The following is a 19,665-nucleotide window of genomic DNA, read 5'->3' as shown; positions in this document are numbered from 1 at the left end:
GGGAGAATGAGATGCAGCATAATCCGCGTTTTTTGGCACTGGTCGAACAGATTCGCCACCAGGTACAGGAGACCGATATTCATCAGATCAAGCGCTGGATGGACCAAGGGCGTGACTTCATCCTCATCGATGTACGTGAGGAGAGTGAGTGGGCCAAGGGCCACTTGCCTGGCGCCGTCTACCTCGGTAAGGGGGTGATCGAACGCGACATCGAGACCCGTTATCCGGATCCGAACAGCGAACTCTACCTCTATTGTGGTGGTGGTTTTCGCTCCATTCTGGCGGCCGATGCCTTGCAAAAAATGGGGTATGGGAAGGTAGTGAGCGTGGATGGTGGCTTTCGTGGCTGGAATGAAGCTGGTTATCCCATTGAGGCCTGATTTATTTACGTCTGGGTCTGGACTGCCACATGACAAACCGCGATCGGCCCTTTACCATAAGCGGGTAAAGCTAATGCAGCGGAGTTTTCGTTGAGCAACTGGAAAGGAATCAGGTACCTGCTCGGTATCCTGTTGGTGCTGTCCATCTGGGGATGCAGTAGCACCGATCATGTTGAGCCCCCCAAGCAGTCTCTGCCTCCTAAGCCGGAACCTGCCTCCCTCATTCTGGCGACGCCGTTGCAAGTCTCTTACCAGAGCGAGCTAGCGCTGGCCCGTCTTGGGCAGATGCTAAGTGAGATGGAGCTGACCAAGGAGCAGCGGGCCGAGCTCTTTTATGAGCGGGCTGTGGTGTTCGATCGCGTTGGTCTGCGTTCACTGGCCCGTCTCGATTTCACCCGAGCACTGCGTGAAAAGCCTGATTTTGCCGAGGCTTACAACTTCATCGGCGTCTATCTGGTGCAGCAACAGAACTATGACGAGGCCTATGAGGCGTTCGATTCGGCCCTCGAGCTGGCCCCCGATTACGACTACGCCTACCTCAATCGTGGCATCGCCCTCTATTACGGCAACCGCCCCGATCTGGCCGCCTCCGACATCAAGCGTTTCTTCGAGGCTGAGCCGGAAGATCCCTATCGGGTTCTCTGGTTGTTCCTGGCGGAAGCCAAGCTGGATGCCGACCAGGCCAAGCGCAACATGCGCGAGCGTTACGAGAAGTACCACGACAGCAGTTGGAATTGGGATCTGGTGCGCCTGTACTTGGGCGATCTGACCCCGACCCAGTTGATGGGCAACGTCATCAAGGGGGTGAAGGAGAATCGCGATCTGGCTGAACGCCTGTGCGAGACCTACTTCTACCTCGGCAAGCTGGAGCTCGCCAAGGGCAATCGCAAAGAGGCTATCAGCTACTTCAAGCTGGCCCTTGCCAACAACGTCTATGACTTCATCGAGCATCGCTATGCCTTGCTCGAGTTGGATCTGATGTCGCGTAAGCGGCAAAACAGCACCGACGTCAGTGCAAAAAAACAGGCCTCAATCTGAGGCCTGTTTTTTTATCCGTAGCGCGTCGTTCAAGAGACCAACTGCATGCCCGGAATCTGCCGCCAGTAGCCGTTGCAGTCCTGCTGCGCCGCCAGTGTCTGGGGGGCATGGCCCTGCTGGTTGGCACGAAAGCGATCGAGCCAAGTCAGGGTGTCGTCTCCCTGCGGGCTGAGCCTAACCACATCGACCAAGTCAGCCATGGAGGGCAGATCGTTGATCAGGTTGTAGCAGTAGCCTGACTGGGTCTGGATGCCGTTGAGATTGAAGACGCTCTCCCCCTCGCGGCTGCTGGCGATGCGTCCGGTCGGGTAGTCGATGCAGGCCAGCTCGCACTGATCCTTGGGCCGATCGAGGGAGCGGGCGGTGAAGCAGCGGGCCGAGTAGGCGAGCGGCAGATGGCCGTAGGCAAACACTTCCACCTCGAATTCACGGCGCAGTGGCCCGCACTCTTCCACCAACGCGACCAGCCAGTCACGCGACAACTCCACCGGCATGACCCAGCGCTTCATGCCCTGGCGCAGCAGCATGCGCAGCACCTCGGTGTTGTAGGCATTAATGGCCGGGCCACAGACAAAAGGCACCGATGCCTCGGCGGCGAGTTGCACGGCGCCAAGGTCATTGGCCTCGATCATCCACTCACCGTTGTCCACCATGCGTTTGACCTCCTTGAGTTCGGAGGGGGCGCTGATGAGGGCCAGCGTGGAGAGGACGACCTGCTTGCCTGCATCACTCATGTCACGGGCAAGGGTCAGCCAGTCATCGGCTTTCAGTTCGCGGCGCTTGCTGCACACGGTCTCACCGAGATAGATGACATCGGCACTGCTGTGGGCGGCACGTTGATAGAAGGCGCGGGTCGTGGCAGCAGGCCAGTAGAAGAGCAGGGGTCCGAGGGAATATTTCATATGGCCTCCTTACTGCCACTTGCGGTGATAGGCGCCGAGGGTGGTCTGGCTCCCCTCGGAGACGCGGGCGAGCTGGGCATCCCATTCGGGTTTGACCTGGTAGCGCTCGGGATCGGCGCGATAGGCGTCGATGGCGGCGCGCCATACCCGGGTGACTTGCTCTACATAGGCCGGACTGCGCTGGCGCCCCTCGATCTTGACCGACTGGATCCCGGTGGCGAACAGCTCTGGCAGCAGCGCCAAGGTGTTGAGGCTGGTCGGCTCCTCAAGGGCATGATAGAGCTGGCCATCGACCTCGAAGCGCCCCTTGCACAGGGTCGGGTAGCCGGCATTCTCTCCAGGACCATAACGATCGATGAGCACTTCATTTAGGCGTGACTCGAGCCCTGCCGGCGTCTCTTCCCAACGCACAAACTTGGCCGGTGAGCAGGCACCGACCGTGTTGGGGCTCTCGCCGGTGAGGTAAGAAGAGAGGTAGCAGCGTCCTTCGGCCATGATGCAGAGGCTGCCGAACGCAAAGACTTCGAGGCCGATATCCGTTTCGCGGGCCAGCTGCTTGACCTGGTGCAGGGAGAGCACCCGCGGCAGCACCACTCGCTTGACGTTGAACTGCTGCTGATAAAAACGGATCGCGGCGGCATTGGTCGCTGAGGCTTGCACCGAAACGTGCAGCTCCATGTCGGGGTAGGTGCGGCTGGCATAATCGAGAATGGCCAGATCGGCGATGATGAGGGCGTCGGCGCCGAGGGCGGCTCCCTTGTCGACCGCCTGCTTCCAGCGGGCATCGGCCCCTGGATGAGCGAAGGTATTGATGGCGATGTGCAGTTTACGGCCATGGTCGTGAACATACTGCACTGCCCGCTCCAGTTTGCCGCCATCGAAGTTGAGCCCGGCGAAGTGGCGGGCGTTGGTATCATCCTTGAAGCCGATGTAGACAGCATCGGCGCCGTTGTCTACGGCGCTCTTCAGGGCCGGCAGATTGCCTGCCGGGCAGAGTAATTCCATCAGTGGGCTCCCTGATCGTGAAAATGGCCCGATTGTAGGCAGGGGCGCGTTGCGCGGTTTTGACCTGAGGCAGCTTTGCGTGGCTTTTCCCCCTATGGGTTAGGTGGCAGAAGTTTGATTTTCAACAGGATCCACCGGCACGCTCTGTGCTTGAATGCGGCAAAATCAACAGGAGATCTCCCGTGCTTTTGCAACTGCAACGTCGTCTGGTCGAGCAGGCCCCCCACTTTCTGCGTCATCCCCTCAAACTGGTGCCCCGCGCCTTGCAAAGCCGGGTGATGGAGACCCTGCTGGCCAAGGTCTTTCATGAGGCCATCGTAGAGGGAGACTTCGATTTTCTGGCGGGGCGCTGGCTCAAGGTGGCGGTGACCGATCTCGATCTGTGCTGGTTTATCACTTTGCAGGAGGGGGTACTGAAAGTGGCCCCCGAATGTGCCGAGATCGACGTGAGCTTCAGCGGGGAGGCCAATGATCTGCTGCTGATCGCCGGACGCAAGGAAGACCCGGATGCCCTCTTTTTCCAGCGTCGTCTCAAGATTGAAGGGGATACCGAGCTTGGACTCGAGGTCAAAAACCTGCTCGATAGTCTCGACATGAGTGCGCTACCGGCTCTCATCAAGTACCCATTGGCCGATCTGGCGGAGTTGGTCTGCCGGGTGCGTTCAGCGCCGCAGCAAGGAGCGGCGGGCGGTGAGCCCTCGGTGGCGCCGTAACTGGCGAGTCAATCCGGTGGCATGATGACGACGGCGCTGGCGCAGCAGCAAGCAGCGCAGTGCCCACCCCCCTGGCAGCAGTGCCAGCCAGGGGCCGTACAGGGGCCAGTGGCTCAACAGCAGAGCCAGTAACAGCAACAGAAAGGGTTGCAGCTCGTAGAGCCACTCTGGTTTCAGCCAGCGCCGGGCGGGATAAATGACCAAATCGGTGCGGCGGTAGTTTGAGCGCATGATCCAGATCAGGGTGCCACAGCCAAGCAACAGGAAGCCCGCCAGCCACAGTAGTGGTTGATTACCCAGTGCCAGCGCCGCACTGCCGCCCAATAGGCAGAGCGGTGGCAGACTCTCATAGAGAGGGCGCACCAGCATGATGTTCTCCTCATGATGTCACCCACTTCAGTCTAGGAGAGGAGGAAGGGGGGACTAAGATCGATTGATGCTATCTGCTCGCAGTTTGTGCGTTTGCCCCACCTTTCGGCTGACCAATTTCGCCTTTCCTATGCTACAATTGCGCGCCGTCATTTCGAGACAAGACACAACAGGTCATGCTGGATCAGGTTCGTATCGTACTGGTAAACACCTCCCATACCGGCAACATGGGCTCTGCCGCCCGGGCTATGAAGACCATGGGGTTGAGCAACTTGGTGTTGGTCGATCCCCAGGCGCTGCCCGATGGTAATGCCAATGCCCTGGCCGCAGGAGCCAGCGACATTCTGGCGCGCGCCCGTATCGTCCCCACCCTGGATGAAGCGATTGCCGGCTGTGGTCTGGTTATCGGTACCAGTGCCCGCTCCCGCACCTTGAGTTGGCCCATGCTGGGGCCACGCGAGGCAGGGCAGAAGCTGGTCGAGGAGGGGCGCCGTCATCCGGTGGCGTTGGTGTTCGGTCGTGAGCGTACCGGCTTGACCAACGACGAGCTGCAAAAGTGTCACTATCACGTGGCTATTCCGGCGAACCCGGAGTACAGTTCGCTCAACTTAGCCATGGCGGTACAGACTCTCTGCTATGAGGTGCGTATGCACTGGTTAGAGGGGGTCTCCCTTGCTGAAGAGGAGCCGGTCGATTACCCGAGCGCCGATGTGCTTGAGGGGTTCTATCACCATCTCGAACGCACCTTACTGCACACGGGCTTCATCAGTGAAGGGCATCCCGGCCAAGTAATGAATAAACTGCGCCGTCTGTTCAATCGGGCTCGACCTGAGACGGTTGAACTCAACATCCTGCGCGGCATTCTGACTTCAGTGCAAAAACCCCATCCGCCCAGATAATTCCTACTGAAATGCTCAACCATATTCTTGACTAAATTAGTCGGGTATGTGAGCATGCAGATCAGTGAGTTATGCGAGATGGTAAAGCACCATGAGACTGACATCTAAAGGACGTTATGCAGTAACCGCCATGCTGGATGTAGCATTACATGCTGATACCGGGCCGGTTCCCCTGGCGGATATTTCGGAACGTCAGGGTATCTCCCTCTCCTACCTGGAGCAGTTGTTTGCTCGTCTGCGTAAACACGGTCTGGTGCAGAGCGTGCGCGGTCCAGGCGGTGGTTATCGTCTCGGCATGGCTGCCGATGCGATCTCGGTGGGTCAGGTGATCAGCGCCGTTGACGAGTCGGTCGATGCCACCAAATGCCTCGGTAAGGGTGACTGCCACGGTGGTACCCAATGCCTCACCCACTCCCTGTGGCGGGATCTGAGTGAGCGAATTTCCAGTTTTCTCGGCGAGATCACTCTGGCCGAGCTGGTGCGCCAGGCGGATGTCCGCCGTATCTCCAGCAAACAGGATCAGCATCATCACAATGTGCTGACACTGGGAGATCGCACCGAACAGAGCAATATGAGCTTGAAAGTCCAACTATAAGCGTGCTTTCTGCAACCCATGGCCAGTGGGGTCCCGGTTGTAACGGAGAAAAACATGAAACTGCCTATTTACCTTGATTATTCGGCTACCTGTCCGGTTGACCCGCGCGTCGCAGAGAAGATGATGCAGTGTTTGACCATGGACGGTCTGTTCGGCAACCCGGCTTCCCGCTCGCACCGTTTCGGTTGGCAGGCGGAAGAGGCGGTCGATCTGGCCCGTAATCATGTGGCAGAGCTGATCGGTGCCGACCCGCGCGAAATTGTCTTCACTTCCGGCGCGACCGAATCCGACAACCTGGCTATCAAGGGCGTGGCCCACTTCTATGCCGGCAAAGGCAAGCACATCATCACCTCCAAGACCGAACACAAGGCGGTGCTCGACACCTGCCGTCAGTTGGAGCGTGAAGGATTTGAGGTGACCTACCTCGAGCCGATGCCCAATGGCCTGTTCACCCTCGAGATGATCGAAAACGCGATGCGTGACGACACCATCCTGGTGAGCATGATGCATGTGAACAACGAGATTGGCGTTATCCAGGATATCAAGGGCATCGGTGAGCTGTGCCGTGCTCGCAAGGTGCTGCTGCACGTGGATGCGGCCCAGAGCGCCGGCAAGGTCGAGATCGACGTCGAAGCGATGAAGATCGACCTGCTCTCGCTGTCCGCCCACAAGATTTACGGTCCCAAGGGGATCGGTGCTCTCTACGTGCGCCGCAAGCCGCGCGTGCGTATCGAAGCCCAGATGCACGGTGGCGGTCACGAGCGCGGCATGCGTTCCGGCACCCTGCCGACCCACCAGATCGTGGGCATGGGCGAAGCCTTCCGTATTGCCAAAGAAGAGATGGCTGACGAGATGGCGCGCATGCGTCACCTGCGGGATCGCCTGTGGAATGGCCTGAAAGACATCGAAGAGGTCTATGTCAACGGTGACATGACCCAGCGCGTGGTGAGCAACCTCAACGTCAGCTTCGCTTACGTGGAAGGGGAATCCCTCATCATGGCCCTCAAGGATCTGGCGGTCTCTTCCGGCTCGGCCTGTACCTCGGCCAGCCTTGAGCCCTCTTATGTGCTGCGTGCACTGGGCATGAACGACGAGCTGGCACACAGCTCCATCCGTTTCTCCATCGGTCGCTTCACCACCGAAGAAGAGATCGATTATGCGGTCAAGTTGATCCGCGACTCCATCGGCCGTCTGCGTGAGATGTCCCCCTTGTGGGAGATGTTCAAGGACGGGGTGGATCTGAACACAGTCGAATGGGCCCACCACTGAGAAGTGGGTTGACGGAATCTGCAGGAGTTAAGTTATGGCTTACAGCGAAAAGGTCATTGACCACTACGAAAACCCCCGCAACGTCGGTGGGTTCGACAAGAACGATCCGAGCATCGCCACCGGCATGGTGGGGGCGCCGGCATGTGGCGACGTGATGAAGCTGCAACTGAAGATCAACGAAGAGGGCGTCATCGAGGATGCCAAGTTCAAGACCTACGGTTGTGGTTCCGCCATCGCCTCCAGCTCCTTGGTGACCGAATGGGTCAAGGGGAAGACGCTGGATGAAGCGGCGTCGATCAAGAACACCGACATCGCCGAAGAGCTGGCTCTTCCTCCGGTGAAGATCCACTGCTCCATCTTGGCGGAGGATGCCATCAAGGCCGCCATCGCCGATTACAAGCAAAAGAAAGGTATTGCCTGAGCCCGGAGTTAACGTATGGCCATTTCCATGACAGACGCCGCGGCAGCTCGGGTCGCCTCTTTTCTGACTAACCGGGGCAAGGGCATCGGCCTGCGCCTCGGCGTCAAGACCACCGGTTGCTCGGGTCTGGCCTACGTGCTGGAGTTTGTCGATGAGCTCGGTGCCGAAGATCTGGTCTTCGAGCAAAATGGTGTCAAGATCATCGTCGACGGCAAGAGCCTCATTCACCTGGACGGAACCGAACTCGATTTCGTCAAGGAGGGGCTCAACGAAGGCTTCAAATTCAATAACCCCAACTCCAAGGGGGAGTGTGGCTGCGGCGAGAGCTTCAGCGTCTGATCGGAGCCACCTATGAATCATTTTGAGCTGTTTGGCCTGCCGCAGGGGTTCCCGCTCGACGCGGCGGCCCTGGCCGATACCTACCGTCGGTTGCAGGCTCAATTCCACCCTGATCGCTTCGCCGCTGCCCCGGAAGGGGAGCGGCTGATTGCGGTTACCCGCGCCGCCCAGATCAACGAGGCGTATGCCACCCTCAAGTCCCCGCTGCGCCGTGCCGAGTACCTGCTCTCTTTGCACGGTCATGACATTCGCGGTGAATCCCAAACCCTGCAGGACAGAACCTTTCTGATGCAGCAGATGGAGTGGCGTGAGGCCCTCGAGGAGCTGCGCTTTGCCGATGACGTGGAAGGGGCCATCGACGCCTTTCGCCGTGAAATCAAAGGCGAGCACAAGGTGCTGATGGGCTCGTTGGAGCGGCATCTGGCGACGCTTTCGTGGGATGCGGCTGTGGATGCGGTACGCAAGCTCAAGTTTGTCGACAAGATGCTCGAGGAGCTGGAACGCCTCGAGGATTCCCTGCTGGAACTGTAATTACCCATGGCATTACTGCAAATCGCCGAGCCGGGCCAGAGCGCCGCGCCTCATCAGCACAAACTCGCCGTTGGTATCGATCTTGGTACCACCAACTCATTGGTGGCCGCAGTGCGCAGCGGCAAGGCCGAGACGCTGACCGACCACGAGGGCTTCGATATCCTGCCCTCTGCCGTTCACTATCAGGACGCGGCTATCCGTGTCGGTCGTCAGGCCAAGCTGGATGCCGCTCTGGACCCGGAAAACACCATCGTCTCGGTCAAGCGGCTGATGGGCAAGGCCCTTGGTGATGTACGCCGCGATCGCCTGCCGTACCGCTTCGCCGAAGGGGAGGGGGTGCCGCACATCCTCACCCGCCAAGGGCCGGTCAACCCGGTGCAGGTCTCGGCCGAGATCCTCAAGGCCTTGGCCGCTCGCGGCCGTGAAACCTTGGGGGGCGAGCTGGACGGGGTGGTCATCACAGTACCTGCCTACTTCGACGATGCCCAGCGCCAGGGCACCAAGGATGCGGCCCGCCTGGCTGGCCTGCATGTGCTGCGGCTGCTCAACGAGCCGACCGCCGCCGCCATTGCCTATGGCCTCGACTCGGGCCAGGAGGGGGTGATTGCCGTCTACGATCTCGGCGGCGGCACCTTCGACATCTCGATCCTGCGCCTTAATCGCGGGGTGTTCGAGGTGATGGCGACGGGGGGGGACTCCGCCCTCGGTGGCGATGATTTTGATCACCTGCTGGCGGACTGGATCCGTGACCAAGCTGGCTGCGAAACCCTGAGCGCGGGTGAGCAGCGCCGCCTGCTCGATCTGGCCTGCGACACCAAGCAGCGCCTGACCGACGAGGCTGCCGTGACGGTCAGCTTCGCTGGCTGGCAGGGGGAGGTGAGCCGTGAGCTGTTCAACGAGCTGACCCTGCCCCTGGTCAAGCGCACCCTACTGGCCTGCCGCTGCGCCCTCAAGGACGCCGGTGTGGAGGCGATGGATGTGCTCGAGGTGGTGATGGTCGGCGGCTCGACCCGGGTGCCCCTGGTGCGCGAGAAGGTGGGCGAGTTCTTCGGCCGCACACCGCTCACCAGCATAGATCCGGACAAGGTGGTGGCGATTGGCGCCGCCGTTCAGGCCGATATCCTGGTCGGCAACAAGCCCGATGCCGAAATGCTGCTGCTCGACGTCATCCCCCTCTCCTTGGGGCTCGAGACCATGGGGGGGCTGGCCGAGAAGGTGATCCCGCGCAACACCACCATACCGGTGGCCCGCGCCCAGGAGTTCACCACCTTCAAAGATGGCCAGACTGCCATGATGATCCACGTGGTGCAGGGGGAGCGTGAACTGGTGGCGGACTGCCGCTCCCTGGCGCGCTTCACCCTGACCGGCATTCCGCCGATGGCTGCCGGTGCAGCTCACATCCGGGTCACCTTCCAGGTCGATGCTGACGGCCTGCTGTCGGTCACCGCCATGGAGAAATCCTCCGGCGTGCAGGCCGAGATCCAGGTCAAGCCCTCCTACGGGCTGGGCGAGGGGGAGATCCTCTCCATGCTGCAATCCTCCATCGAGAACGCCAAAGAGGACATGGATGCCCGCATGCTGGCCGAACAACAGGTGGAGGCCGACCGAGTGATCGAGAGCCTCAACGCCGCGCTGGCTGCTGATGGCGATGCCCTGCTCGATGCGAGCGAGCTGGCCGCATTGCGCGCCAAGGTGGACGCTCTGGTGGCGGTACGCCAGCAGGGCAGCACAGATCAGATCAAGGCCGCCATCGAGGCAACCGATGCGGCCAGCGCCGAGTTTGCCGCCCGCCGGATGGACGCCTCCATCCGCAAGGTGCTGACCGGCCAGAACGTAGACAAGGTGTAACCATGCCGAAAATTGTTGTATTGCCCCATGCCGATCTCTGCCCCGATGGCGCCGTTTTGGAGGCCAAGGAAGGGGAGACCATCCTCGACGTGGCCCTGCGTAACGGCATCGAGGTGGAGCACGCCTGTGAGAAGTCCTGCGCCTGTACCACCTGCCACTGCGTGGTGCGCGAGGGGTTTGACTCCCTCGACCCGAGCGACGAGCTGGAAGATGACATGCTGGACAAGGCCTGGGGCCTCGAGCCGGAGTCCCGTCTCAGCTGCCAGGCCAAGGTGACCGACGAGGATCTGGTGGTGGAGTTCCCGAAATACACCGTCAACCTCGCCTCCGAGCGCCACTGAGTGACGTTGTGGTGATGCTGCCGCAATGAGATGGTGAGAGGCCGTAGCCCTTTGGGGCTGCGGCCTTTTTGTTGCCGCAGCGACTGATATGAGCCATGCGCCGCCTCTGCCGGCGCAGCAGACAATAAGGAAGCAAATCACGATGGCTGACATGATGAAGGTACTGCTCGGCACCGCTCCTGCCCCTGCATACTGGGGCGAGGGGGCGCTGCTGAGCTTCTCCGGCGATAGCGCCACTGTCCATGTCGATGGGGATGCCCTGCGCGCCGTGCAGCGCGCCGGCCGCCGCCTCGAGTCCTCCGGGATCCGCCAGGTACGGCTGGCCGGTGAGGGGTGGGATCTGGAGCGCCGCTTCGCCTTTGCCCAGGGCTTCTATGCGGCCAAGGGCAAGCGCGAGCTGGACTTCGGTGAGCAGAGCGACGAGGAGGCCCGTGCCCTCGGTGGTCTGCTCAAGGCGACTCAGTGGGTGCGCGAGGTGACCAACGGCTGCCCAGAGGAGATCTACCCCATGGCGCTGGCCGAGTCGGCGCTGCTGCTCATTCGCAGCATTGCCGGTGACAAGGTGACTGCCCGCATCACGGCCGGCGAGGCGCTCCAAGAGTCGGGCCACATCGGCATCTGGTCTGTGGGTCGCGGCAGCGAGCGTGAGCCGGTGCTGCTCGAGCTCGACTACAACCCCACGGGGCAGGATGACGCGCCGGTGGCGGCCGCCCTGGTGGGCAAGGGGATCACCTTCGATTCGGGCGGCTACTCGATGAAATCCTCCGACAACATGCTGCCGATGAAGTCCGACATGGGCGGCGCCGCCATGGTGACCGGCGCGCTGGCACTTGCCATCAGCCGGGGTCTCGACAAGCGGGTCAAGCTCATTCTCTGCTGCGCCGAGAACCTGGTCTCGGGTCACGCCTTCAAGCTCGGCGACATCCTCACCTATCGCAACGGCCTCTCGGTCGAGATCCAGAATACCGATGCAGAAGGCCGCCTGGTGCTGGCTGACGGCCTGCTCTGCGCCGTCGACAGCGGCGCTCCCTACATCCTCGATGCCGCGACCCTGACCGGGGCAGCCAAGATGGCGCTGGGACGCGACTACAACGCCGTGTTTGCCCTCGACGAGAGTGAGTCGGCCCGGTTGCTCGGTGCCGCCCGCCGTGAAAACGAGAAGGCCTGGCCGCTGCCGCTTGAGCTCTGGCATCAGGGGCAACTCGGCTCGTCGTTTGCCGATATGGGCAACGTAGCGAGTGCCGAAGGGACTGCCGGTGCCAGCACGGCCGCCGCCTTCTTGTCGCGTTTTGTGCGGGCCGGTGGTGCCGGTTGGGTGCACATGGACTTGTCCGCCTCCTACCAGAAGTCGGGTAATGATCTCTGGGCCGTCGGTGCCAAGGGGCACGGCCTGCGCACCATCGCCGCCTGGCTTGGGGAGGTGTGCGCATGAACATCTGGCTGAGCCGGGAGCCGGCAGCGCCGGAGTGGGGGGAGGGGGCACTGCTCTCGTGGCGTCAGGACGGTATTGCCATCCACCTTGGGCACACCCCGCTTGAGGCGATCCAGCAGGCGGCGCGCCGCCTGTGCAGCCAGGGGATCCGCCAGGCGGTGCTGGCCGGTCACTGGGAACGTGAGCAGCAGTGGGCCTTCGCCCAGGGCTTTCAAACCCCCAAGGCGGAGGTAGAGTTGCAGTGGGCCACCTGTGACGAGGCCGACCGCGCCGAGCTGGAGGCCCGCTGGCTATGTGGCCGCTGGGTGCGCGAGATGACCAACGCCACTCCGGAGCAGTTGGGGCCGCTCGAGCTGGCGGTCGAGGCGGCTGCCTTTATCACCGAGCTGGCGCCGGACAAGGTGAGCCACCGCATCCTCAAGGGTGAGGCGTTGCAGCAGGCGGGCTGGGCCGGGATCTGGGCGGTCGGGCGTGGCAGCGATCGCGAGCCGGTGCTGCTCGAGCTCGACTTCAATCCGGGGCGCGATCCCAAGGCGCCGGTCGCGGCCGCCCTTGTGGGCAAGGGGATCACCTTCGACTCGGGCGGCTACTCCATGAAGAGCTCAGAAGGGATGCTCACCATGAAGAGCGACATGGGGGGCGCCGCCATCGTGACCGCCGCATTGGGGCTCGCCATCCTGCGCGGCCTGCGCCAACGGGTGAAGCTCATTCTCTGCTGCGCCGAGAACCTGGTCTCAGGCCACGCCTACAAGCTTGGCGACATCCTCACCTACAAAAACGGCACCACGGTCGAGATCGTCAATACCGATGCCGAGGGGCGGCTGGTGCTGGCCGATGGCTTGCAGTTGGCGGGGGCCTCCGGGGCCGCGCTCATCATCGATGCTGCAACCCTGACCGGCGCCGCCGTGATGGCGCTGGGGGGCCACTACAACGCCCTTTTCGGCCTCGACAAGGGGCTGGTGGAGCGGGCTCGCCAGGTGGCGGAAGCCGAGCATGAGCCCGCCTGGCCACTGCCGCTCGAACCCTGGCACCAGGGAATGTGCCCCTCCCACTATGCGGACACCGCCAACAGCCGGCCGATGAAGGGGGGTGGCCCGGGTGGTGCCTCCAATGCGGCGGGTTTCCTGTCGCGCTTCGTACCGCGCGAGGGGGAGGGGTGGCTGCATATCGATCTGGCGGCCTGTTTCAGCGACAGCGGCGACGGATTGTGGGCGCCGGGGGCGACAACGCTCGGCATGCGCACCATAGCGCGCCTGCTGGATGAGGCCTGAGCATAAAAAAACCACCTCGTATGAGGTGGTTTTTGTTTGGAGCCTTACTGGGGCAGGTGGGGCCAGCTCTGTTCAAAGATGCGGGCCCGCTCCCAAGGCGCATCAGGCAGGGAGGAGGCGAGCCCTTGGTACTTGCCGACATCATCCACCACCAGGGCGGAGAGGATCGGCAATTGATGCTCGGTGCAGTACATGCGGATGCGTTGCAGCAGGGTGCGTAGCTCATCCTGGTCGTGTTCCAGCCCGGCCAGTTTGGCCAGCTTGGAGTAACGGATGGTGGCCCGCTCGTGGGCCAGACCGGTCAGAATCGTCCATAGTCGGGTATCGCACAGACCTTGTGCCGAAATGGATGAAAGCGTCATGAGATGTCTCCGGTGCGATGGTCGCTCGGGTTGGATAGTGAGCGTCACAGCGCCAGAGTACCATGATCTGGCGCAAAACTGGGGATGCTAGAGCACCATGGGGGCGGCAACCTGGCGTGCCAGCTCGGGGCCGGCCAGCTGCTCGAGGATAGCCAGCACGAATTCGATGCTGGTGCCCGGCCCCTGGCTGGTGATAAGACGGGTGGCCTCATCGACCACCACCCGCTCGCGGCTGCGCTGCGTTGCGGGCAGCTGCTCCCAGAAGCCAGGATGGCTGGTGACCCTGGCCGCACCGAGCAGATCGTGGTGGGCCAGTACCAGAGCGGGCGCCGCGCACAGGGCGGCGCGCCAGCGTCCTTCTGCTGCCTGGGTGCGCAGCAGGGCGATCGCCGCAGGACAGTCGCGGATCGCCTCGCTGCCGGGCACGCCGCCGGAGACGGCCACCAGATCCCAGGGATGGGCTGGGAGTTCACCGATATGGCAGTCGGCCACCAGCTTAACGCCGCGCGAGGCGGTGAGCTGTAGAGCGCCGTCGGCGGCGCAGGAGGCGAGCGTCACCTGCACTCCACCGCGCACCAGTACATCGACCAGGGTGACGGTCTCGATCTCTTCCGAGCCGGGGGCAACCAATACGACGGCGTGCATCCTCCTCCTCCTCGCTTACAGGCCCTGTGCCTGTTTTTCCTTGATAGCTTGATAAAGAGTGCGGCTGACGGGCACGGCGATGCCGTGGCGCTCGGCGCATTCGAGTAAAAAGCCGGTGATGGCCTCGATTTCGGTCGGCCGGCCGGCCTCCATATCCTGCAACATGGAGGAGTGGTTCTCGGCCGTCAGCTCCGCCACAGCCAGGGTGCGGCGCAGCAGTTCATCGGCACTGACGCTCATCCCTTCGGCCTGCATCACATCGGCCAACTCGACGGAAAGCTGCTCCAGCGCCTCGGCAAAGCGCGGTGCGGTCAGCTCGCCATTGGTGACCCGGTGCAAGGCAGTGAGAGGGTTGATCATGCAGTTGATGGCGAGCTTTTGCCACTGACGCCCGGTTATCTGCTCATCCCAACCTGCCTGACCAAGGGCGCGCGCCAGATCGTCGGCCAGCGCCGTGTGCTGCTGCGCTGCCGGGTTGTAAGGGCCGACCCAGCTCTCACCCTTGCCGGTGTGACGGAAGGTGAAGTGGCCACTGCGCAGGGCGCCGTGGCTGGTGACGGCGATCAGCAGGGGGTTATCGGGGAACAGGGCCGCGACCTGCTCGGCGATCCCCATGCCGTTGTGCAGCAGCACGATGGGCACCTCGCGCGGCAGTTTACCGACCAAGGGGCGCAGCGCCGGCAGGATCTGACCTGCCTTGGTGACGACCAGCAGGCGACGGGTCTGGGCGATGTCGCTTGGAAAGGCACGGGGGATATCCAGTACGTGCTGGTTGCCATCGAGGGAGGTGAAGTCGAATTGGGGATGCAGTCGGGCGCGCTGCTCGTCGCGCAGCATGACCCGCACGCTCTGGCCGCTCAGTTGCAGCAGGGAGGCCAGGACGCCGCCAAGCGCCCCTGCACCGAGAATGGTCCAAAGGGGGGGCTGGGAGGCCGGCATGATTCTGCGTGGCATAGTGCTCTCGTGGTTTCGCTGTTGGGTTGGGCTCCGCCACACCATGACAGCGTTGAAGTCGTTGAGGGGGGGGTGAGGCCTACCAAGGCTCATCCATGACTCACCGAGCGAGGATTCTAGCAGGGGGTCGATCGAGGATCAGCATTTTTACCGGGATTTTGGTAGAGTGAGCGCCTGCAAATTGAGAGAGGAGGCCAAGATGCCGTCATTTGATATTGTGTCCGAAGTGAAGATGAACGAGGTGTTGAACGCCGTCGACAACGCCAATCGCGAGCTGTCGACCCGGTTCGACTTTCGCGGGGTCGAGGCTTCGTTCACCCTCAGCAAGGAGGTGGTAAAGCTGGAGGCCGATGCCGACTTCCAGCTCAAGCAGATGGTCGATATTCTGCGCGAGAAGCTGATCAAGCGCGGTATTGAGACCAACTCCATGACGGTGGGGGACTCTGTCCACTCCGGCAAGCGTTTCTCCCTGGACGTCTCCTTCAAGCAGGGGCTGGAAAAAGAGGCCGCCAAGAAACTGGTGAAGCTGATTAAGGATTCCAAGCTTAAGGTGCAAGCTGCCATCCAGGGCGAAGAGGTGCGGGTGACCGGCAAGAAGCGCGATGACCTGCAAGAGGTGATTGCCCTGCTGCGCGCCACCGAGTTCGAGCAGCCGCTGCAATACCAGAATTTCCGCGACTAAGCGGCCTGCGAGGATAAAAAAACCGGAGCCATGGCTCCGGTTTTTTGTTTCCGCCTGACCTTAGAACTTGTAGGTCGCGGAGAAGTAGTGGCTAAAGCCGGAGCTCTTCCACGGGGTACCATCGAACGCGGTGGAGCCGTCCTTGGTGCCGTAGGCATCCATGAAGTACTTCAGGCCATAACCGACGGAGTAGCGGTCGGAGTGCCAGTAGATACCGTGGAAGGTGGCCAGGTTGTCGCTGGTGCGATCGGTACGGTTGTGCTTGTCCAGATCGAAGGCGTAATCCAGGTAGCCTTGATAGGAGATGAAGCTGCCGTTGGAGAAGGTGTAGAAGGGCTTGAACCAGTTCATGGCGAACCAGTAGCCGTTCCAGTCACCCTCTTCTTCCTGGAAGAACTGGTTCTCGGAGGAGTAACGAGCATAGACGTTCATGCCTACCTTACCGAACCAGGGAACCATGACATCGGCACCCAGACCGATCATGTTTTCCATCTGGTGGTCGCCCACGTTGTTCAGGGAGGCGATATAGACCTCTTGCACCGGGCCAAAAGAGAGATCCTTACCGGTCAGGGCGTCCAGCGACATGCGCGGGGCGAACTTCATGAACAGGTTTTGGTCTTTGTGCTTGTTGCTGTGCTTGTTATCGAAGATATCGAACACATCGACATAGCCATACAGATCGAACAGGCCGGAACGACCGCCGAATTCCATTTCCAGGTAAGTGTCGTTGTAGTCATCCTGACCAGAGGTGAAGGGACGCTGGTCGATGGTGTGCATCACGTTGAACTGCATCCACTTGTAATCGTTCTTATGGATGTCACCGCTGTAATCGGCCGCCATTGCCGGTGTTGCGGAGGCAGCCAGCAAGCTGGCTGCGATCAGAGATTTGCTGTATTTGGCCATGTTATCGGTCTCTTGTGGTCCGTTAGTTGAGGTTTTCCGTAGCCTGCTCCAATGGAGCGGAGGGATTCTAGGCCAAACAGGGGTGGGGGATAAACGATTTATTAGGAACTTTCTTAGTGAAGTGTGAGTCTAATCACCCCTCACTCTTGCGCGAACGTTTGTCTTGTGTACAGCCTGACGCTGAAATTTTGACCTTTTTGGCTACCAAGGGGATGAGGCACATGGCCGGGATCCCGAGCAGCGCGGTACCGATAAAGAAGTGGCTGTAGCCTATCTGCTCGACGATGGTTCCGGAGAATCCCGCCAGAAATTTCGGCAGCAGTAGCATGATGGAGCTGAACAGGGCGTACTGGGTCGCGGAGAAAGCGACGTTGGTCAGGCTCGACAGGTAGGTGACGAAGGCGGCGGTGGCGATGCCGGCGCACAGGTTATCCAGCGAGATGATGACCGTGAGCAGCCAGGTGCTGTGGCCGACTTGCCCCAGCAGGGAGAAGAGCAGGTTGGTGGTGGCGGTCAGCACGGCGCCGAGCATCAGGATGCGCAGGGTGCCAAAGCGCATCACCAGCACGCCGCCGAGGCTGGCCCCAACCAGCGTCATGATGACACCATACACCTTGGTGATGGTGGCCACTTCGGTCTTGCTGAACTGCAAATCGACATAGAAGCTGTTGGTCATCACCCCCATCACCACGTCCGAGATGCGGTAACAGGCGATGAGCGCCAGGATCAGCAGCGCCGTCTTACCGTAGCGCTCGAAAAAATCGGCGAAGGGGCGCCAGATCGCCTCGATACACCAGGCACCGGTACCCGCCATTCCATGGGACCACCCCCGCTCCAGCAACATCTGTTTGCGTGCTACCTGATCCTCGCTCTGACGCGCCAGATCGATATCCGGTTCATGGCAGAGCAGGGTCGTCAGCACGCCCACCCCCATCAAGGCGGCCATGATGAAGTAGGTCTGTCGCCATCCTTCCAGATCATATTCCACATTGCTGCCGAGCCAGGCGGCCAGCGCCAGTGCACCGGCGCCGGCCATGATCATGGCGAGGCGGTAGCCGGTCATGTAGGCCGCCGCCATGGCGGCTTGCAGCCGCTCTGGGGCTGACTCAATGCGAAACGCGTCGATGACGATATCTTGGGTGGCGGAGGCAAACGCCACCAGCAGTGCAAACAGGGCCAGGTGGCCGAGATCGCGCTGGGGATCGCTCAGCGCCATGCCGCACAAAGCCAGCACCACCAGCGACTGGGAGAGCAGCATCCAGCTGCGGCGACGCCCCATCAGGCGCGAGAGCAGCGGCAACGAGAGGCGATCGACCAGAGGGGACCACAACCACTTGAAACCGTAGGCCAGGGCAACCCAGCTCATGTAACCGATGTCGGTGAGGCTGACCTCGGCTTCGCGCAGCCAGAAGGAGAGGGTGCCGAACACCAGCAGCAGTGGCAGGCCGGAGGAGAAACCGAGCGCAAGCAGGGTCAATACCCTGGGTTCGAGGTAGATGGCGAGGGACTGCAGCCAGCCCGGTACGGTGCGCGGTGTGGTCATGAACGGCTCTGTGTGGTGCAAATGAAACGGGCAGGTTGCCCTGCCCGGATGCTTACTTGGTGCTCGTCTCAGCGAGCAGGGTGATGTGGCGCAGGATCACCGGGGTGGTCGGCACATTCTCGGCACGCAGTATGCTGCTGTACTGGGTCGGGGTCTGGGCCACCTTGTCCAGTACTTCCATGCCGCTCACCACCTTGCCAAAGACGGTGTAACCGGCATGACCGGTACCATCGAGGCTGGGGTTGTCCACCAGATTGAAGTAGAACTGGCGGGTGGCGCTGTCGACAGCCTGGGTGCGGGCCATGGCGATGGTGCCACGCAGGTTGGGCAGACCGCCGATCGACTCGTTGACCACGGGGGCGTAGGTGGGCAGTTGCTGGTACTGCTGGTTGTAGCCGCCCCCCTGCACCACGAAGCCCGGTACGATGCGATGGAACAGGGAGCCATCGTAGCTACCGTCGGCCACGTAACGCAGGAAGTTCTTCACGGTTTGGGGTGCCTGCTTGGGGGCCAGCTCGATCACCAGATTGCCGTGATTGGTCTCAATTTGTACCTGAGGCGCGGCCAGCAGGGTGGGGGAGAGCAGGGCTGCGGCCAGCAGCAGCGCCCCGCGAATCAATGAAGGCATGGTGACTCCTTAGGATGCGCTTGGTTGGCCTTTGAGGTAGCTGCGCAGCTGCTGATCGTCGAGGATCTGCTGCATCAGGTTGCTCAGGTGGACGTTGAGGATGGCCTCGAGATCGACCACGTTAGGCTGGCCCGGCCCCTCCTTGGAGGAGGAGGCGTTGAACTGTTTGCTGACCCGGTTGCCCTGGAAGTCGGCGGTGGCGCGCAGGCTTACCTTGGACTTGGTGACATAAGTGAACGTCTTCTCCTCGACGTCAACCGATGCCTGCACGACCTCGACCCGCAGGTTGGTGGTGCCGATATTGGCCACGTTCAGCCCCTGGCTGCGGAACCCTTCGGTCAGCCGTGCGGCGATGATATTGGGCAGCGGTTGTCCGCTGTTGATGAGGACGACCGGTTTTTCCTTCTTCTTGACCGAAATGACATAGGCGGACGGACGGCTGTCGACCCCTTCCAGCGTGACGCTGTTGCCCGAGTAGTACTGCTGGTTGGCGGGCACGATGGGTGGGTTGATGTAGGCCGTTTCCGGCCAGCTGGTGGCGCAGCCACCCAGTAGCGTGGCGGCCAGCAGCAGAGCTGTCTTTTTCATTGCGGTT

At 61.5% G+C, this 19,665-nt stretch carries 24 protein-coding genes; 14 read left to right on the top strand and 10 right to left on the bottom strand.

Annotation, left to right across the window (positions count from 1 at the left end; genetic code table 11):
- Nucleotides 1-11 precede the first annotated feature (11 nt).
- The gene (locus tag FE240_RS12525; RefSeq protein WP_193001357.1) at nt 12-380 is read left to right on the top strand and encodes a rhodanese-like domain-containing protein; all 369 of its coding nucleotides are present in this window, start codon (nt 12-14) and stop codon (nt 378-380) included.
- A gap of 90 nt (nt 381-470) precedes the next feature.
- On the top strand, nt 471-1,418 hold the full coding sequence (nlpI, locus tag FE240_RS12520; RefSeq protein ID WP_319016739.1) for a lipoprotein NlpI: 948 nt from the start codon (nt 471-473) through the stop codon (nt 1,416-1,418).
- 29 nt (nt 1,419-1,447) lie between these two features.
- On the opposite strand, the gene FE240_RS12515 is transcribed toward nlpI, so the two are convergent.
- Both FE240_RS12515 and ubiU read right to left on the bottom strand, forming a co-directional pair.
- Nucleotides 1,448-2,320, bottom strand: coding sequence for a U32 family peptidase (locus FE240_RS12515; protein ID WP_193001356.1), 873 nt, complete (start codon nt 2,318-2,320; stop codon nt 1,448-1,450).
- A 9-nt stretch (nt 2,321-2,329) separates the two neighbouring features.
- Nucleotides 2,330-3,325 (bottom strand): ubiquinone anaerobic biosynthesis protein UbiU, encoded by a 996-nt coding sequence (gene ubiU, locus FE240_RS12510; RefSeq protein ID WP_042047791.1) that lies wholly within the window; start codon nt 3,323-3,325, stop codon nt 2,330-2,332.
- Between the two features lie 182 nt (nt 3,326-3,507).
- Here ubiU and ubiT point away from each other — a divergent pair, with 182 nt between their 5' ends.
- Nucleotides 3,508-4,038, top strand: coding sequence for a ubiquinone anaerobic biosynthesis accessory factor UbiT (gene ubiT, locus FE240_RS12505; protein ID WP_193001355.1), 531 nt, complete (start codon nt 3,508-3,510; stop codon nt 4,036-4,038).
- On the opposite strand, the gene FE240_RS12500 is transcribed toward ubiT, so the two are convergent.
- A complete protein-coding gene (locus FE240_RS12500) occupies nt 3,988-4,407 on the bottom strand; it encodes a hypothetical protein (RefSeq protein ID WP_193001354.1) in 420 nt (139 codons plus the stop codon). The genes ubiT and FE240_RS12500 overlap by 51 nt on opposite strands.
- Nucleotides 4,408-4,583: 176 nt before the next feature.
- Between FE240_RS12500 and trmJ the strand changes: the two genes are divergently transcribed.
- The 10 genes from trmJ (at nt 4,584) to pepB (FE240_RS12450) (ending at nt 13,353) form a co-directional block, all read left to right on the top strand.
- Nucleotides 4,584-5,306: a tRNA (cytosine(32)/uridine(32)-2'-O)-methyltransferase TrmJ gene (gene trmJ, locus FE240_RS12495; RefSeq protein WP_193001353.1), complete on the top strand. Its 723-nt coding sequence runs from the start codon at nt 4,584-4,586 to the stop codon at nt 5,304-5,306.
- Nucleotides 5,307-5,397: 91 nt separating this feature from the next.
- A complete protein-coding gene (gene iscR / locus FE240_RS12490) occupies nt 5,398-5,901 on the top strand; it encodes a Fe-S cluster assembly transcriptional regulator IscR (RefSeq protein WP_193001352.1) in 504 nt (167 codons plus the stop codon).
- Between the two features lie 54 nt (nt 5,902-5,955).
- Entirely contained in the window at nt 5,956-7,170 is a 1,215-nt protein-coding gene (locus FE240_RS12485) for an IscS subfamily cysteine desulfurase (protein ID WP_193001351.1), read from the top strand.
- Nucleotides 7,171-7,204: 34 nt separating this feature from the next.
- Nucleotides 7,205-7,591 carry a Fe-S cluster assembly scaffold IscU gene (gene iscU / locus FE240_RS12480; RefSeq protein WP_042047782.1) on the top strand — a complete coding sequence of 129 codons (387 nt, stop codon included), beginning with the start codon at nt 7,205-7,207 and terminating at the stop codon, nt 7,589-7,591.
- A gap of 15 nt (nt 7,592-7,606) precedes the next feature.
- Nucleotides 7,607-7,930, top strand: coding sequence for an iron-sulfur cluster assembly protein IscA (gene iscA / locus FE240_RS12475; RefSeq protein WP_042047781.1), 324 nt, complete (start codon nt 7,607-7,609; stop codon nt 7,928-7,930).
- A 12-nt stretch (nt 7,931-7,942) separates the two neighbouring features.
- Nucleotides 7,943-8,461, top strand: coding sequence for a co-chaperone HscB (gene hscB / locus FE240_RS12470; protein WP_193001349.1), 519 nt, complete (start codon nt 7,943-7,945; stop codon nt 8,459-8,461).
- 6 nt (nt 8,462-8,467) lie between these two features.
- The gene (hscA, locus tag FE240_RS12465; protein WP_193001347.1) at nt 8,468-10,309 is read left to right on the top strand and encodes a Fe-S protein assembly chaperone HscA; all 1,842 of its coding nucleotides are present in this window, start codon (nt 8,468-8,470) and stop codon (nt 10,307-10,309) included.
- 2 nt (nt 10,310-10,311) lie between these two features.
- Complete coding sequence (fdx, locus tag FE240_RS12460; RefSeq protein ID WP_042047776.1) at nt 10,312-10,650, top strand: ISC system 2Fe-2S type ferredoxin; 339 nt, start codon at nt 10,312-10,314, stop codon at nt 10,648-10,650.
- A gap of 142 nt (nt 10,651-10,792) precedes the next feature.
- On the top strand, nt 10,793-12,082 hold the full coding sequence (gene pepB / locus FE240_RS12455; RefSeq protein WP_193001345.1) for an aminopeptidase PepB: 1,290 nt from the start codon (nt 10,793-10,795) through the stop codon (nt 12,080-12,082).
- Nucleotides 12,079-13,353, top strand: coding sequence for an aminopeptidase PepB (pepB, locus tag FE240_RS12450; RefSeq protein ID WP_193001343.1), 1,275 nt, complete (start codon nt 12,079-12,081; stop codon nt 13,351-13,353). The genes pepB (FE240_RS12455) and pepB (FE240_RS12450) overlap by 4 nt, the downstream gene beginning before the upstream one ends.
- A 44-nt stretch (nt 13,354-13,397) precedes the next feature.
- Here pepB (FE240_RS12450) and FE240_RS12445 read toward each other — a convergent pair whose 3' ends face one another.
- The 3 genes from FE240_RS12445 to FE240_RS12435 all read right to left on the bottom strand — a co-directional run bounded on the left by FE240_RS12445 (nt 13,398) and on the right by FE240_RS12435 (nt 15,314).
- Nucleotides 13,398-13,715, bottom strand: coding sequence for a hypothetical protein (locus FE240_RS12445; RefSeq protein ID WP_193001342.1), 318 nt, complete (start codon nt 13,713-13,715; stop codon nt 13,398-13,400).
- Between the two features lie 87 nt (nt 13,716-13,802).
- The gene (locus FE240_RS12440; protein ID WP_193001341.1) at nt 13,803-14,360 is read right to left on the bottom strand and encodes a DJ-1 family glyoxalase III; all 558 of its coding nucleotides are present in this window, start codon (nt 14,358-14,360) and stop codon (nt 13,803-13,805) included.
- Between the two features lie 15 nt (nt 14,361-14,375).
- Nucleotides 14,376-15,314 (bottom strand): ketopantoate reductase family protein, encoded by a 939-nt coding sequence (locus FE240_RS12435; protein WP_193001339.1) that lies wholly within the window; start codon nt 15,312-15,314, stop codon nt 14,376-14,378.
- A 199-nt stretch (nt 15,315-15,513) separates the two neighbouring features.
- Between FE240_RS12435 and FE240_RS12430 the strand changes: the two genes are divergently transcribed.
- Nucleotides 15,514-15,996 (top strand): YajQ family cyclic di-GMP-binding protein, encoded by a 483-nt coding sequence (locus FE240_RS12430; RefSeq protein WP_042045140.1) that lies wholly within the window; start codon nt 15,514-15,516, stop codon nt 15,994-15,996.
- A gap of 60 nt (nt 15,997-16,056) precedes the next feature.
- Here FE240_RS12430 and FE240_RS12425 read toward each other — a convergent pair whose 3' ends face one another.
- From FE240_RS12425 to FE240_RS12410, 4 genes are all read right to left on the bottom strand, one after another.
- Nucleotides 16,057-16,899, bottom strand: a complete 843-nt coding sequence (locus FE240_RS12425; RefSeq protein WP_193001337.1) for a nucleoside-specific channel-forming Tsx family protein — start codon at nt 16,897-16,899, stop codon at nt 16,057-16,059.
- Between the two features lie 133 nt (nt 16,900-17,032).
- Entirely contained in the window at nt 17,033-18,442 is a 1,410-nt protein-coding gene (locus FE240_RS12420) for an AmpG family muropeptide MFS transporter (RefSeq protein WP_193001335.1), read from the bottom strand.
- Between the two features lie 52 nt (nt 18,443-18,494).
- Nucleotides 18,495-19,070 (bottom strand): peptidylprolyl isomerase, encoded by a 576-nt coding sequence (locus FE240_RS12415; RefSeq protein ID WP_193001333.1) that lies wholly within the window; start codon nt 19,068-19,070, stop codon nt 18,495-18,497.
- Nucleotides 19,071-19,079: 9 nt separating this feature from the next.
- On the bottom strand, nt 19,080-19,658 hold the full coding sequence (locus FE240_RS12410) for a YajG family lipoprotein (protein WP_042045135.1): 579 nt from the start codon (nt 19,656-19,658) through the stop codon (nt 19,080-19,082).
- Nucleotides 19,659-19,665 lie beyond the last annotated feature (7 nt).

Source organism: Aeromonas simiae (assembly GCF_014892695.1).
In the GTDB taxonomy this organism is placed as follows: domain Bacteria; phylum Pseudomonadota; class Gammaproteobacteria; order Enterobacterales; family Aeromonadaceae; genus Aeromonas; species Aeromonas simiae.
This window is presented reverse-complemented; position numbering and strand designations above follow the sequence as displayed.

Excerpts from the sequence above, each read along its gene's own strand:
- FE240_RS12525 (WP_193001357.1), top strand. The coding sequence starts at position 12 with ATGCAGCATAATCCGCGTTTTTTGGCACTGGTCGAACAGATTCGCCAC.
- FE240_RS12515 (WP_193001356.1), bottom strand. The coding sequence starts at position 2,320 with ATGAAATATTCCCTCGGACCCCTGCTCTTCTACTGGCCTGCTGCCACG.
- ubiU (WP_042047791.1), bottom strand. The coding sequence starts at position 3,325 with ATGGAATTACTCTGCCCGGCAGGCAATCTGCCGGCCCTGAAGAGCGCC.
- FE240_RS12500 (WP_193001354.1), bottom strand. The coding sequence starts at position 4,407 with ATGCTGGTGCGCCCTCTCTATGAGAGTCTGCCACCGCTCTGCCTATTG.
- trmJ (WP_193001353.1), top strand. The coding sequence starts at position 4,584 with ATGCTGGATCAGGTTCGTATCGTACTGGTAAACACCTCCCATACCGGC.
- iscR (WP_193001352.1), top strand. The coding sequence starts at position 5,398 with ATGAGACTGACATCTAAAGGACGTTATGCAGTAACCGCCATGCTGGAT.
- FE240_RS12485 (WP_193001351.1), top strand. The coding sequence starts at position 5,956 with ATGAAACTGCCTATTTACCTTGATTATTCGGCTACCTGTCCGGTTGAC.
- iscU (WP_042047782.1), top strand. The coding sequence starts at position 7,205 with ATGGCTTACAGCGAAAAGGTCATTGACCACTACGAAAACCCCCGCAAC.
- iscA (WP_042047781.1), top strand. The coding sequence starts at position 7,607 with ATGGCCATTTCCATGACAGACGCCGCGGCAGCTCGGGTCGCCTCTTTT.
- hscB (WP_193001349.1), top strand. The coding sequence starts at position 7,943 with ATGAATCATTTTGAGCTGTTTGGCCTGCCGCAGGGGTTCCCGCTCGAC.
- hscA (WP_193001347.1), top strand. The coding sequence starts at position 8,468 with ATGGCATTACTGCAAATCGCCGAGCCGGGCCAGAGCGCCGCGCCTCAT.
- fdx (WP_042047776.1), top strand. The coding sequence starts at position 10,312 with ATGCCGAAAATTGTTGTATTGCCCCATGCCGATCTCTGCCCCGATGGC.
- pepB (WP_193001345.1), top strand. The coding sequence starts at position 10,793 with ATGGCTGACATGATGAAGGTACTGCTCGGCACCGCTCCTGCCCCTGCA.
- pepB (WP_193001343.1), top strand. The coding sequence starts at position 12,079 with ATGAACATCTGGCTGAGCCGGGAGCCGGCAGCGCCGGAGTGGGGGGAG.
- FE240_RS12445 (WP_193001342.1), bottom strand. The coding sequence starts at position 13,715 with ATGACGCTTTCATCCATTTCGGCACAAGGTCTGTGCGATACCCGACTA.
- FE240_RS12440 (WP_193001341.1), bottom strand. The coding sequence starts at position 14,360 with ATGCACGCCGTCGTATTGGTTGCCCCCGGCTCGGAAGAGATCGAGACC.
- FE240_RS12435 (WP_193001339.1), bottom strand. The coding sequence starts at position 15,314 with ATGCCACGCAGAATCATGCCGGCCTCCCAGCCCCCCCTTTGGACCATT.
- FE240_RS12430 (WP_042045140.1), top strand. The coding sequence starts at position 15,514 with ATGCCGTCATTTGATATTGTGTCCGAAGTGAAGATGAACGAGGTGTTG.
- FE240_RS12425 (WP_193001337.1), bottom strand. The coding sequence starts at position 16,899 with ATGGCCAAATACAGCAAATCTCTGATCGCAGCCAGCTTGCTGGCTGCC.
- FE240_RS12420 (WP_193001335.1), bottom strand. The coding sequence starts at position 18,442 with ATGACCACACCGCGCACCGTACCGGGCTGGCTGCAGTCCCTCGCCATC.
- FE240_RS12415 (WP_193001333.1), bottom strand. The coding sequence starts at position 19,070 with ATGCCTTCATTGATTCGCGGGGCGCTGCTGCTGGCCGCAGCCCTGCTC.
- FE240_RS12410 (WP_042045135.1), bottom strand. The coding sequence starts at position 19,658 with ATGAAAAAGACAGCTCTGCTGCTGGCCGCCACGCTACTGGGTGGCTGC.